This window comes from Tamaricihabitans halophyticus (assembly GCF_004340875.1).
Lineage (GTDB): Bacteria > Actinomycetota > Actinomycetes > Mycobacteriales > Pseudonocardiaceae > Tamaricihabitans > Tamaricihabitans halophyticus.
Window position 1 is genome coordinate 896,312 of sequence record NZ_SLXQ01000001.1, and the last position, 11,986, is coordinate 908,297.

17 protein-coding genes are annotated in these 11,986 nt (G+C 65.7%); 8 read left to right on the forward strand and 9 right to left on the reverse strand.

Features of this window, described 5'->3' with window-relative positions:
* Positions 1 to 36: 36 nt before the first annotated feature.
* Both EV191_RS04250 and EV191_RS04255 read left to right on the forward strand, forming a co-directional pair.
* Positions 37 to 942: a hypothetical protein gene (locus tag EV191_RS04250; protein ID WP_132875446.1), complete on the forward strand. Its 906-nt coding sequence runs from the start codon at positions 37 to 39 to the stop codon at positions 940 to 942.
* Complete coding sequence (locus tag EV191_RS04255; RefSeq protein WP_132875447.1) at positions 939 to 1,640, forward strand: hypothetical protein; 702 nt, start codon at positions 939 to 941, stop codon at positions 1,638 to 1,640. The genes EV191_RS04250 and EV191_RS04255 overlap by 4 nt, the downstream gene beginning before the upstream one ends.
* On the opposite strand, the gene EV191_RS04260 is transcribed toward EV191_RS04255, so the two are convergent.
* On the reverse strand, positions 1,637 to 2,233 hold the full coding sequence (locus EV191_RS04260) for a hypothetical protein (protein ID WP_132875448.1): 597 nt from the start codon (positions 2,231 to 2,233) through the stop codon (positions 1,637 to 1,639). The genes EV191_RS04255 and EV191_RS04260 overlap by 4 nt on opposite strands.
* A 153-nt stretch (positions 2,234 to 2,386) precedes the next feature.
* On the opposite strand from EV191_RS04260, the gene EV191_RS04265 reads away from it, so the two are divergent.
* Genes EV191_RS04265 through EV191_RS04270 form a run of 3 tightly spaced genes read left to right on the forward strand, consistent with a single transcriptional unit; the run spans position 2,387 to position 3,809 of the window.
* Entirely contained in the window at positions 2,387 to 3,154 is a 768-nt protein-coding gene (locus tag EV191_RS04265) for a metal-dependent hydrolase (protein WP_132875449.1), read from the forward strand.
* Positions 3,155 to 3,174: 20 nt separating this feature from the next.
* A complete protein-coding gene (locus EV191_RS30305) occupies positions 3,175 to 3,432 on the forward strand; it encodes an MOSC domain-containing protein (RefSeq protein WP_207894380.1) in 258 nt (85 codons plus the stop codon).
* The gene (locus EV191_RS04270) at positions 3,396 to 3,809 is read left to right on the forward strand and encodes an MOSC domain-containing protein (RefSeq protein ID WP_207894381.1); all 414 of its coding nucleotides are present in this window, start codon (positions 3,396 to 3,398) and stop codon (positions 3,807 to 3,809) included. Before EV191_RS30305 ends, EV191_RS04270 begins: the two co-directional genes overlap by 37 nt.
* 11 nt (positions 3,810 to 3,820) lie before the next feature.
* On the opposite strand, the gene EV191_RS04275 is transcribed toward EV191_RS04270, so the two are convergent.
* Genes EV191_RS04275 through EV191_RS04290 form a run of 4 tightly spaced genes read right to left on the reverse strand, consistent with a single transcriptional unit; the run spans position 3,821 to position 5,696 of the window.
* Positions 3,821 to 4,144 (reverse strand): hypothetical protein, encoded by a 324-nt coding sequence (locus tag EV191_RS04275; RefSeq protein WP_132875450.1) that lies wholly within the window; start codon positions 4,142 to 4,144, stop codon positions 3,821 to 3,823.
* Positions 4,141 to 4,536 carry an Asp23/Gls24 family envelope stress response protein gene (locus EV191_RS04280; protein WP_132875451.1) on the reverse strand — a complete coding sequence of 132 codons (396 nt, stop codon included), beginning with the start codon at positions 4,534 to 4,536 and terminating at the stop codon, positions 4,141 to 4,143. Before EV191_RS04280 ends, EV191_RS04275 begins: the two co-directional genes overlap by 4 nt.
* A gap of 12 nt (positions 4,537 to 4,548) precedes the next feature.
* Positions 4,549 to 5,124, reverse strand: coding sequence for an Asp23/Gls24 family envelope stress response protein (locus EV191_RS04285; RefSeq protein ID WP_132875452.1), 576 nt, complete (start codon positions 5,122 to 5,124; stop codon positions 4,549 to 4,551).
* Positions 5,115 to 5,696, reverse strand: coding sequence for an RNA polymerase sigma factor (locus EV191_RS04290; RefSeq protein ID WP_132875453.1), 582 nt, complete (start codon positions 5,694 to 5,696; stop codon positions 5,115 to 5,117). The genes EV191_RS04285 and EV191_RS04290 overlap by 10 nt, the downstream gene beginning before the upstream one ends.
* A gap of 260 nt (positions 5,697 to 5,956) precedes the next feature.
* Here EV191_RS04290 and EV191_RS04295 point away from each other — a divergent pair, with 260 nt between their 5' ends.
* A complete protein-coding gene (locus EV191_RS04295; RefSeq protein ID WP_132875454.1) occupies positions 5,957 to 6,163 on the forward strand; it encodes a CsbD family protein in 207 nt (68 codons plus the stop codon).
* Here EV191_RS04295 and soxR read toward each other — a convergent pair.
* Positions 6,153 to 6,653, reverse strand: a complete 501-nt coding sequence (gene soxR, locus EV191_RS04300; protein WP_132875455.1) for a redox-sensitive transcriptional activator SoxR — start codon at positions 6,651 to 6,653, stop codon at positions 6,153 to 6,155. The genes EV191_RS04295 and soxR overlap by 11 nt on opposite strands.
* Positions 6,654 to 6,786: 133 nt before the next feature.
* On the opposite strand from soxR, the gene EV191_RS04305 reads away from it, so the two are divergent.
* Positions 6,787 to 7,413 (forward strand): superoxide dismutase, encoded by a 627-nt coding sequence (locus EV191_RS04305; protein ID WP_132875456.1) that lies wholly within the window; start codon positions 6,787 to 6,789, stop codon positions 7,411 to 7,413.
* A gap of 295 nt (positions 7,414 to 7,708) precedes the next feature.
* Here the strand turns inward: EV191_RS04305 and EV191_RS04310 are convergent, their stop codons facing one another.
* Genes EV191_RS04310 through EV191_RS04320 form a run of 3 tightly spaced genes read right to left on the reverse strand, consistent with a single transcriptional unit; the run spans position 7,709 to position 10,832 of the window.
* Positions 7,709 to 8,536, reverse strand: coding sequence for a carbohydrate ABC transporter permease (locus tag EV191_RS04310; RefSeq protein WP_132875457.1), 828 nt, complete (start codon positions 8,534 to 8,536; stop codon positions 7,709 to 7,711).
* Positions 8,537 to 8,538: 2 nt separating this feature from the next.
* Positions 8,539 to 9,459: a carbohydrate ABC transporter permease gene (locus EV191_RS04315; protein ID WP_132875458.1), complete on the reverse strand. Its 921-nt coding sequence runs from the start codon at positions 9,457 to 9,459 to the stop codon at positions 8,539 to 8,541.
* On the reverse strand, positions 9,456 to 10,832 hold the full coding sequence (locus EV191_RS04320) for an ABC transporter substrate-binding protein (protein ID WP_132875459.1): 1,377 nt from the start codon (positions 10,830 to 10,832) through the stop codon (positions 9,456 to 9,458). The genes EV191_RS04315 and EV191_RS04320 overlap by 4 nt, the downstream gene beginning before the upstream one ends.
* A 162-nt stretch (positions 10,833 to 10,994) precedes the next feature.
* Between EV191_RS04320 and EV191_RS04325 the strand changes: the two genes are divergently transcribed.
* Positions 10,995 to 11,981 (forward strand): sugar-binding transcriptional regulator, encoded by a 987-nt coding sequence (locus EV191_RS04325; protein ID WP_132875460.1) that lies wholly within the window; start codon positions 10,995 to 10,997, stop codon positions 11,979 to 11,981.
* Positions 11,982 to 11,986 lie beyond the last annotated feature (5 nt).

An 11,986-nucleotide genomic window follows, 5' to 3' on the forward strand; every position in this document is an offset into this window, starting at 1 on the left:
GCCAAATGCCATCAGAGCAAGGGTTAGGGTGCGATGATGCGGACCGCGCGGAGCGGCCCTCCGCCACGGCGCGGCGGGCGGGCACTCGACCTGGCCACCCAGACCTGGGTGCGCCTTACCGGTCGGTTACTGAACCTCCGGGAACAGTCCTGGTTGGACGGACCATGGCACGAACCGGACGTGCTCGACTCGACGTGGGTGTACCGCGCGGCGACCCGCTTGGCTGCCTCGGTGAAAGCCGAGCCGGACAGTGGCTTGCTGCCCGATCTGCGGGTACTCGCCGGCGATCGGTTCAGCCCCGAGCGGGTGGATCCCCGGATCGCCGATTTCTACCAGCACACCGCCAGCTGGCGACTGGAGATGTGGTCACAGTGGACTGTGCTCGGCTGGCCGCTCGGGTGGGCGCTCACCGCCCTGTTCAGCCGCCGGCTGCGACAGCTCAGCCTGCCGTTGCGGGGCCTGGACACCTCGCGCGGGCTGGACAGCCAGGTACTGGTGGTTGCCGGCGACGGTGGCCACCGGTATGGCGCGGCCTGGCTCCGCCAGCTACGCGCGACCGGCCAGTCCAGCTTCAGTGGCTGGTACGGCGCGGTGACCCTGCCGGGCCAGCGACAACCCAGTGTCCGCGTGGTGTTCCCACTGCCCAACGGCAACCTCACGATCCTGCTGCGGCCAAGCGTCCTACCGGACGGCGGGTTGCGGCTGTGGTCACCGCCCGGCGAGTTCGGTGCCGACGGCGCCTACCTCGTCGTTCGGGCCGACGATGAGCAACACGCCTGGGTTCGTCGGGTACCCCTGCATGAATGCTTCGAGCTGTACGTCGACGCCGAAGGCGTGCTGCGAACCAACCACGACCTGCGGCTGTGGAATATGCCGCTGCTCGCACTGCATTACCGGCTGAACCGGCTTGGCCCCAGCCAGCTACCGGATGGCCCACGATGAACGACCTGATCCACTCCTTCCACCTGGCTGAGCTGGCGCCGGCGGTCACGATTCGCACGCTGGCCAGACCGCCCTCGGCTACCACGACGCCCGGACTACGGCATGCGGAATGCCTGGCGATGATGCGGCTGGGCGCGCCGATCATCACCCCCGCCAGGCTGCAGCTCGGCCGGATCGCGATGTTTGCCGAATGGTCGGACGAACGCGCGCTGGAACGCTTCCTCACCAGTGACCGGCTTGGCCGCCAACTGGCCACCGGCTGGCATGTCCGGCTGCGATTCCTGCGGCGCTACGGGCAGGTGGCCGCATTGTCCGAGCTGCCACCGCAACTCGAACGGGCCGAGCCCACAGAACCGGTGGTCGCGGTGACGCTAGCGCGGCTGAAGCTGCCCGAACTCCCCCGATTCCTGCGCTGGGGCAGACCGGTGGAGCGCTTTGTCGCCAACCATCCGGGCACCACTTTCGCGACGGCGGCGATCCGCCCGCCACGCACCTTCGTGACCTTCTCCATCTGGCGAACGGTCCGCGAGATGACCGATATGACGCACGGCCGCGACGAGACGCCAGATGCCGCGACCCACGCGAAAGCCATGGCGGAGCAACACCGAAAAGACTTTCACCACGAGTCCACCTTTATGCGCCTACGCCCGCTGTCCGAGCACGGCAGCTGGCAGGGCGATCGACTGCTGCCTGGCTAGCTGGACTGATCTCGGTGCCGGCGGTTGGCCAGGTACGCGGCCCCGCGTGGCGCGAGCCGGTAGCCGACGTCGAGGCTGTGGGTCAGACCGAGGTTCTTCAACTTGCGGACGTCCAGCTTCAACGCATCACGCTCCCGGCCAAGCAACTCGGCGAGCTCAGCGGCCCGGGTCCCCGGATGTGCCGCGATAACCTCGAGCACATCGTGCGTCCATGGACCACGCTCGGACCTGCTGTCCAACCGATCCAGTCGCCGCTGGATCTCGGCGAGCTCGTCCTCGGCGAGCTCACTCGTCTGGCTCAGCGCGACTCGTGGATCAGGGCCCGCCCAGCGTACGGCGATGCAATACAGCGGGGCGCCTGCCGGACCACGCAGGGCGGCGCGCACTTCGGCGGCCGAGGCGGCACCTGCCTGGCGCGCCTGCTCCTCGGTGATCGCCGATTCGGCGATGGACTCGATCGAATCAACCGCGATCACCCCGGCAACCGTGCGCAAGGTATCGCCCGCGCGCACATTCGGCTTCGTCCAACGCCGAAACACCAAGCACACCGTGCCTTCGGCGACACCGCGCGCGATCTGATTCGGGAGGATCATCCGCGCATAATGCCACCTCACCCAGACAGTGCCGGGCGAGCAACGCACACGGCAACCGCGACCAGTGACGGAACCTGTCGGGGTTCCATGATCAAATTTGCCGGCGCCGCACGACCGCGCGGCCGCGGACCGGACGATTCGGGAGGCCGCCGGATGATGGGGCGTACGCACGCGCTGACTGGGTGGTGCGCGGGGCTCGCGCTCGCGCCCACGGTTGGCGCGGATTCCGTGCACCAGGCGCTGGCGTTCGCCACGACCACCGCGGGCTTCGCGCTGCTACCCGACCTGGATCACCCCGGTGCCAGGGCTTCCCGGCTGCTCGGCCCGTTGACGAGAGCGCTCTCCTGGCTGCTGCGCAAGGCATCCAGCGCGCTCTACCAGATCACCAAGGGCCCGAAAGACGAGAATCACTCCGGCACCCATCGGCATCTTTCCCATACCGTGCTCTTCGCCATCGCGCTCGGCGCACTGACCGCCGCCGGCACCGCGGCGGGCGGTCCGTACGCGGTCGCCGGTGTCGCACTGTTCGGCCTGCTGCTCGCCGAGGACGCGCTCGGGGACTGGCTGCTGCCGGTCGCCGTGGGCGCGGTGATCTGGTGGTGGCATACCGCGGGCCAGCAGGGATTCGGTGAACTGGACGAGCTCGCCGGCTTGCTCGGGATCGCGGTCGCCGCTGGCTGTATCACGCATTGCCTCGGCGACGCGCTGACCGAATCCGGCTGCCCGTTCCTGTTCCCGATCCCCATCGCGGGGGAGACCTGGTACGAGCTGCGCCCACCGTCCTGGCTGCGCTTTCGCACCGGCAAGCGAACGGAAAACCGGATCATCGTGCCGATCTGCGGGATACTCGCGGTGTTGCTGGTGCCGGGCGTATGGCCGCTGGTGACTGACGTCGCCACAACGGCCTTCGCCGCGGACTGAATCTCGGTTACCGTTCCCCTGTGGCCAAACTGCGATCCGTAAATATCGGTGTCCCCAAACCAACCGGGCAGTCGAACGACGACTTCACCGCGATCGACAAGCGTCCGGTGTTCGAGCCGGTCAAGATCACCGTGCCCGCTAGCGGAGGCACCGGGGTTGGCGGCGATACGGTCTGTGATGCGCGGGTACACGGCGGCGAGGACAAGGCGGTGTACGCCTACGCACGGGAAGATCTGGACCAGTGGGCCGCCGAGCTCGGCTACCCCGTGCCATCCTGACGACCGATGGCCTCGCGATCACCGATGCGTTACTCGGCGAACGCTGGCGGATCGGCGAGGTCGAGCTCGAGGTTTGCCAACCACGCACCCCCTGCCGCACCTTCGCCGGCTGGATGGGTGAGCGCGGTTGGGGCCGCCGGTTCACCGAACGCGCCGCGCCCGGTGCCTATCTACGCGTCCGTACCCCCGGTGAGCTCGCCGCGGACGAGCCGATCACGGTGCTCGAGCGCCCGAACCACCAGGTCACGGTCGGCCTGGCCTTCCGCGCGCTGACGCTGGAGCCGGAGCTGCTGCCGATGCTGCTCAAGGTGCCCAACCTACCGGCCGAGATCGAGGGCAAGCTGCACCGCAGGCTTAGCAGCCAGCACACCCAGTAACCGCGCCTACCTCAAAGAACGCGATCACGGCGGGTATCGGTGATCGCGGCGCCGTCAATATCGGTGACCACCAGCCGGATTCGCGCATCCCGGTACGGGCTTTCGGCCAGCAGTTCGGCGACCTCCGCGCCCGCGGCGCGCAGTCGTGGCGGCAACGGCAACTCGGTCGCCACCAGTCGGATCTCCACCAGCTCGGTGTCCACATCAACCGCGAGGCTGTCCAGATCCCACCGCAACGCCCCGGATTTGCGCTGGATTGCCGGTACCGCTGGGCGCAACCCGGATACCGTGGCCAGCCGTTCGAGGATCAGATCCGTTGCCTCGCCGCGATTCATCGCACCCCCTGCTGGTCCAACTCGTCGTCCTCGGTATCGATGTCGATGATCGTGATGGCCACCGAGCGCACCACCACACCGGTGTCCTCGTGAACCGCTCCCGCCACCGCGCGCTGGACGGCCGCCGCCAGCTGCTGCGCCGGCGCGAACCCGGCAAGCGTGAGGTACAGGTGGATATCGGCCGCACCATCGGTCAGCTCGACGGTCACCCCCTCGCGCGGCGCGGAACTCAACCCGCGTACCCGTTGCCTGGCCATCCGGCCGACCGAGCCGACCAAACCGGCCAGGCCCGGCTGCAGCCGCAACACGCCAGGCGTACGCGAAGCGGCATCCGCGGCGATACTCGCGATCACCGGTTCGGCAACCACCCAGTCAACCCGTGCGGCATTCATCGCGGTTGCCCCTCACACGTCGTAGATGTCGTCGACGATCAGCTCGAGCTGGTTCAGCCGCAGCCCCAGCCGGCTGGTGCAAGCGACCTGGACGCGTTCGCGTAGCCGGTCAAGCACGGCCGGCTCGTAGGCGGCGTAGCGCACCGCGACCGCCAGCTCCACATCGATCAGCGTGGCACCATCCGGGGCGCGGCCAGCGGTCCGTACCCGGCAACGCCGAGCCCGCACGCCGTCGAAAGCGTCCGCGGCGTAGCGGAGCACCGCGGCCACCGCTTGCTCGCTGACCTCCACCCTGCCCGGTTCGTCCGTGCGCAGTTCCACCATCGCCCCGGAGCGTCGAACGTTCGCACGCACCGCGGACATGATCCGGTCGACCAGATCGAGGGAAGGCTCCGTGCGATCGGCACGCAACTCGGCGGTCGCCTCCCGGAGCGCGAGCAGGCTCCCTCGGGCCGTCGAGCAATGCGCGCAACCGAGTTCGTGCTCGTCCGCGTGACCAGCCTGCACCTCGTCCAGCCGTGCCCATACCTCCTCGAGCGAGCGGCCACAGTCGAGCTGATAACCGGACCTCGACTGGTCTACTGCCATGGCTGCATCACCTCCGCCAGCTGTGCGCGCGCTCGTGCGATGCGCCCGCGTACCGACGCGGTTGAAGATTCGACGATTCCGGCGATCTCGTCGTAGGACCGGCCGTGGACCTCGCGTAGCAACCAGCAGGTCCGCTGCTCAGCGGTGAGCTTCAGCAGCGCGGCGGCAAGTGCGGTCAACTGTGCACCCACTTCGGCCGCGCGGACCGGATCAGTGTATCCGGCCGCCGACTCGGTGCTTTCCAGGTCCACGTCGGCGCTGGGTTTCCGGGCCCGAATGAGGTTCAGGCAGCGGTTCGTCGTGCTCCGGTAAAGCCAGCCGACAAATGCGGCATCGTCGTTGAGTTGGTCGAGTTTGCGCCAAACGCTGAGAAAGACGTCCTGCACGGCGTCTTCCGCATCGCTCGCGCTGCCAAGCATGCGTACGGCCAGCCGGTACATCTGGCCCTGGTATCTGCGCACCAACTGCTCGTACGCCCGGGTGTCGCCGTCCCTAGCGCGGCTGACCAGCGTCAGGTCATCAAGTGACCCTTCGGTCACCTGATCACTCTGTTCGACCGATCGCGCCGTCATACCCGATATCGGTCGAGGGCCCGGTACCGGTCAAGGGTGAAGACCACGCGCCCTACCTCCCTGGAGCCATACGCACTGTCTGTCCTGTATAGCTGATAGACACCGCGGCACGCATAACGTCACGGCCCAATTTCGTGGGCGGTCGCACCGATCGGGTGAGACTAGTCGCGTGCCGATTGGGGTACTCCCGGTGTCCAAGGGTATGGCGTGCATTCGTGCGCCGGGTTCGATCCAACTTCGATCCAATGGGAGGCTCCGATATGTCCGCTGGGGACAAAGCGCAACACAAGGCCGAAGAACTGGGCGGCAAGGCGAAGGAATGGGCCGGCAAGGCGACCGGGAACGAGGAACTGACCGAGGAAGGCAAGACCGAGCAGGCGAAGGCCGGCGTCAAGGGTGCCGTCGAGGACGTCAAGGACGCGGTCGGTGACGCTGCGCAGAAGGTGCAGGACAAGTTCAAGAAGTAGGCTCGGCGGGGGAACAGGCCGGACCGCCGCGACAGTCGGGGTCGAGCAGTCGCCGCGGTCCGGCTCCCCGCTGCCCGAGTTCATCGTTCGGATTGCTCATCGCGCACGGCCCGAGGGAAAGGCAGCCGCAGCCGATACAGTCGGTGAACTCGTCGCGTAACTGCTCCAACCACTGGATCCGCGCGTTCAATCGCTCCTGCCAGTGCTTGGCCAGATTACGCCAGTCGCGCCTGCTTGCCGATCGGTCGGCAGGGAGCTGATCAAGTACCTCGCGGATTTCCGCGAGCGGAATACCCGCGCAATGCGCGAGCCGGATCAGCGCAACCCTGCGCAACGCCTCTCTCGAGTAGCGGCGTTGATTGCCGGGGGTGCGCGTACTGCGTAGGAGCGCACGGTCCTCGTAGAACCGCAGCGTCGTCACCGGGGTACCGCTGCGTTCGGCGAGTTCGCCGATCGTGAGCTCGCCGTGCCGCACGCCGAGTTGTCCCATACCGGCAGGTTAAAACTTAAACCTAGCTAGAAGTCAACACACCGTGTGTCCTGACCCACCATGGTTTGACCTATAGCTAACTAGAGGTTCGAGGATTGGCAGGTACGCACGAAGACGCGGAAGGGTCAAAACCATGGCGAAGTACGAACTGCCAGAACTGGACTACGACTACGCGGCGCTGCAGCCGGCGATCTCCGGGGAGATCAACGAGCTGCACCACAGCAAGCATCACGCCGCCTATGTCGCGGGGGCGAACAGCACCCTGGACAAGATCGCCGAGGCGCGCGAGCAAGGCGACTATGCCAATATCGTCGGCCTGGAGACCACCCTCGCTTTCAATCTCGCCGGCCACGCGATGCACCTGGTGTGGTGGAAGATTCTCAGCCCGGACGGCGGGGACAAGCCGACCGGCGAGCTCGCCTCGGCGATCGATGAGCACTTCGGCTCCTTCGATGCCTTCCGTGCCCAGATGGAAGCGGTGTCCACGACCATCCAGGGCAACGGCTGGGGAGTACTCGCCTGGGACCCGGTAGGTGAACGGCTGTTGACGCAACAGTTGCGGGACCATCACAACAACCTGTCCATCGCGACGACCCCGCTGCTCGTCTTCGATATCTGGGAGCACGCGTACTACCTGCAGTACCGCAACGTCAAGGCAGACTACGTGAAGCAGCTGTGGAACGTGGTGAACTGGACCGAGGTGGCCGCCAGGTTCGCCGATGCGCGCGCCGGCCGCAACGGCCTGCGCCTACCCAAGTAGTCGCAGTATCCCGAGAAAGCGCGGACTGACAGCCCAGATAGTTGAGTACACAACTTGACCTGCGGTGGTAGCACCCCGACAACGCCATAAAGCTGATCAGTTGGCCCGAAAGAGGATGGCCGTTCACCGCACGAACTCGACCGTTCAGCGTCGCTGAGCGGTTATCTCTGGCGGGCTGCCCGGTCAGCACGCGAAACTAGAAGCACGTCGGGTTCCGGTGTCAGGGGTGTCGCCGGATCCCGACGTAAACCCCTTCCAGGCGTTCGCCTTTCTTTCCTGTTTCAGTGCTACTGGGTTACTTCACCGCACCCATGGACAGGCCACGCACCAGATGGTTCTGCGCGAACCAACCGATGATCATCACAGGCAGCGAGGCGAGCAATGCGGCCGCGGACAGCTGTGCCCAGTACAGCCCCTCGCTGGTGATGAACCCGACCAGGAACACCGGCACCGTCCCTGCCTGCGCGGCCGTCAGGTTCACCGCGTAGAAGAACTCGGTCCAGGAAAAGATCACGCAGATCAACGCGGTCGCGGCGATCCCTGGCGCCACCACCGGCAGGATGATGCGCAGCAATACGGTCGGCAGCGTTGCCCCGTCCACCCGTGCCGCCTCGATCATCTCTCTGGGTACCTCGAGGAAAAACGACCGCATCATCCAGATAGCCAGCGGCAGATTCATCGCGGTGTACAACACGATCAGCGCCCATACGTTGTCGAGCAGCCGCAGGTTCTGCGAGATCACGTACAGCGGGATGATCGCCGCCACGACGGGCAGCATCTTGGTGGAAAGGAAGAACCCGAGCGCATTGCTGGTGCCACGCACCGGGGCGATGGAAAGCGCATAGGCCGCGGGCACGCCGAGCAGCAGCACCAGCACCGTGCACACCACCGTGACGAACGCGGAGTTTCCCAGATACGGCAGGAAACCGCGATCCAGAATATTGCCGAACTGCTCGAGGGTAGGTTCGAAGAACAGCCTGGGCGGCGAGGTGAAGGCATCCCCCTCGCTCTTGAACGAGGTCAGCACCATCCACACGATCGGGAATACGAACAGGATGGCGATAATCCAGGTCAGCACCGTGAGCGAAGCACGGCCGAGGCGGTTGCCGGAACGAGCTGGCATGGTCACTTCACCCCAGAACTGACGTCGAAGGTGCGGAACATCAGGCGCAGCGTGAAGGTCGCCACGATCAGGGTCAGCACCACCACGATCACCCCCATCGCGGAGGACTGGCCGATATCGAAGCCTTCGAATGCCCGCTGATAGATGTAGTACGGCAGGTTCGTGCTCGCCGTTCCCGGACCGCCCTGGGTCATCAGGTAGATCGCGTCGAAGCTGTTCACGATGTAGATCGCGCCGAGCAGCGCGGCGAGCTGCAGGTAGCGGCTCAGCTGCGGCAGGGTGATCGAGGCGAAGGTGCGCCATCTGCCCGCGCCGTCCACCTGTGCGGCTTCCAGCACCTCTTTCGACTGTCCCTGCAGACCGGCAAGGATCAGCAACATCATGAATGGCGTCCACTGCCAGACAACCTGGGTCATCACCGAGGCGAGCGGGAAGGCGGACAACCAGTCGGTGTTACCGCCGAACACGAAGTTGACCAGACCGTAGTTCGGGTGGAACATGCTCGTCTTCCAGAGCAGCGCACCCGCCGCGGGCAGGATGAGAAACGGTGTGATCAGCAGCGTCCGCACCACACCGCGGCCGAGGAACTGCCGGTCGAGCAGCAACGCGAGACCAAGACCGAGTAACAGCGAGACAAACACGCAGACCACGGTGAGCACCACGGTGTTCAGCATCGCGCCCCGGAACTGACTGTCCGCGAACACATCGACGTAGTTCTGCAGGCCGACGAAATGCTGGGAGCCGGGCCGGACCAGGTTCCACGACTGGAACGAGTAGAAAACCGTGACCAGGAACGGGATCTGGGTCACCAGGATCACGAAGAACAGCGCGGGCAACAACGGCAGCCGGCGCCGCCAACCGGTTGACCGTGGCTTCGGCGGCGCGGCGGGGCGCTGTTTGGGTTCGGTCAACGTCGCGGTCATCGGGTCTCCTGGTAGGAATCGCCAACCGCACGCGCGTACTGCTGGGACTGGGCGAGCGCTTCATCCAATGGCACCTGACCAGCGATCGCGGCGGAGAGCTGCTGGCTCACCCTGGTGCCGAGGTCCTGGAACTCAGGTATGCCAACAAACTGAATGCCCTGGTATGGCACTGGCTTGGTCAGTACGTTCTCCTGCCTTGCCGACCTGATCGCGTCCAATGTGGGCTGCGCGTAGGCTTTGGCCGCCTCCTGGTACTCCGGGATCTCATAGGTGGACTGCCGGCTGCCCGGCGGCACCCGCGTCCAGCCAAGTTGTTCGCCCACGGTATGCACGTACTGCTTGTCGGTCATCCAGCGCATGAACCGCCATGCCGCGTCCTTGTGTTCGGTGACCTTCGGCATCGCCAGCGCCCAGGAGTACAGCCAACCGCTCGCCTCGGTCTTGGCCACCGGTGCGGCGACGTAACCGGATTTGCCGGCGACCTTGCTTTCGGCTGGGTCCTCGTTCACCCCAGCCATCACGGTCGCGTCGTACCACATGGCCGCCTCGCCCTGTGCGTAGTTGGTGCCGCATTCCGAGAAACCGGCACTTGACGCGCCCACTGAGCCGTAGTTACGCACCAGGTTGACGTAGAACTCCGCCGCGGCCCGTACTTCCGGGGAGGACAGCCGCGCGTTCCAGTCCTCGTCGAACCATCGGCCGCCGAAAGTGTTCATGACGGTGCCGAACGGCGCGAGGCTTTCCCCCCAGCCCGGTTTGCCCCTTAGGCATATTCCGGCGATGCCGTTCTGCTTATCATCGAGCTCGCGGGCGAACTCGGCGACCTGCCGCCAGGTCGGCCGTTCCGGCATGGTCAGCCCCGCCTTGGCGAACAGATCCTTACGGTAGGCGAGAAACGACGACTCGCCATAGAACGGGACGGCGTACATCGAGTCGCGATAGGACAGCGAGTCTCTGATGCTCGGTAGGAAGTCATCGGCGTCGTAGCCCTGACTGGCGTCGATACGCGGTTGCAGGTTCTCCAACCAGCCATACTCAGCCCACTGCGCGGCCTCGTAGTTACTGATCATCACGACATCGAATTCGCCGCCCTCGGTAGCCACCGAAGCGGTGATCTTCGCGCGCGCCTGGTTCTCCGGCAGCTGCACGAACTTCAGGTCAACTCCGGGGTTGTCCCGTTCGAACTGCTCGGAGAGTGCGACCGCGTCGGTCATTTGCGGGTTCGCGACGATCGCAACCACGATCGTCTGGTCTCCCGCGCCGAGCGAACCGGCGCCCGCGCAACCGCTCAGCACCAGCACGGCAGCAAGGACGAGACCAGCGAGGCGTCGCGGTCTTGCGCGAGAAACCTTCAGCCCGGTCGCGGATCGCATCGCAGCACACCCTTCGTCGACGTCTTCGTCGAGAAACTTGCTCAGATGAGCATCGACCTGGTAGCCGCCGATCGTTGCCCGGCCCAATTCAAAGATGCCAGGCGGAGGGTAGTCAATAACTAAGCTACCTTTCAGGTGGATTTCCATGCATAGAATGCTCATATGAGCGACAGGCAACGAGGCGACCAGCCGCGTGGGACCGGGAGTCGACCGGCTGAGGCCATCGGGCTGGCTACCATCGCTCGACAGTTCTACGTACGCGGTAAGTCGAAACTGGAGATCGCCGAGGAGTTCGGGATCAGCCGGTTCAAGGTCGCACGGATGCTGACCAGTGCGCGGGACCGCGGCCTGGTGCGGGTGGAGTTCGAGCTGCCCGCGCCGATCGACGTCGACCTGTCCGACGAAATACGCGAAACCTTCCGGCTGCCGAGGGTGCTGGTGCTCGAACGAGCACAGCAAGGCGGCGGCAGGGCCGAGGTCCGCAGGCGGATCGGCCAACTTGCCGCCGAACTGCTCACCGAGATCGTCACCACAGAGGATGTTCTTGGCCTTGCTTGGGCGCGGACGGTCAATGCGATGACCGAGTTCCTGCGGGAACTGGCGCCGTGCCCGGTCGTGCAGTTGTGTGGCGTGCGCGCGGGAAGGGACATGCGGGATCGTTCGGTCGAGACGGTGCGTAGGGTCGCGGAGATCTCCGGCGGCGCCGCCTATCCCATCTTCGGCCCTTTGGTGTTGCCCGACCGACGAACCGCGGAAACCCTGCGCGGGCAACCGGGAATCGCGGAAACCTTCGATCAGTTCGGCAAGCTGACCAAGGCCGTGGTCAGTATTGGCGCATGGCAACAAGGCGAATCGACGGTATACGACGCACTTGACTCCGCGGAGTGTGCGGAGATCAGTGCGCGCGGGGCAACCGGCGAAGTCGCCGCGCGACTGTTCGAAGCATCCGGTAGACCGCTTTCGGCCGGGCTCGCGCATCACGTACTCGGCATCACCGCGGCCGAGCTCGGCCGCGTGCCGGAAGTAATCGCACTGGCGCACGGCGCCGCGAAAGCCGAGGCGATTCGTGCCGTCCTTGCTTCGGGCATCGTGCATACCCTGGTTACCGATGCCGCGGCGGCAAAAGCGTTGCTCATGCTGGCAAAGTAGGCCTC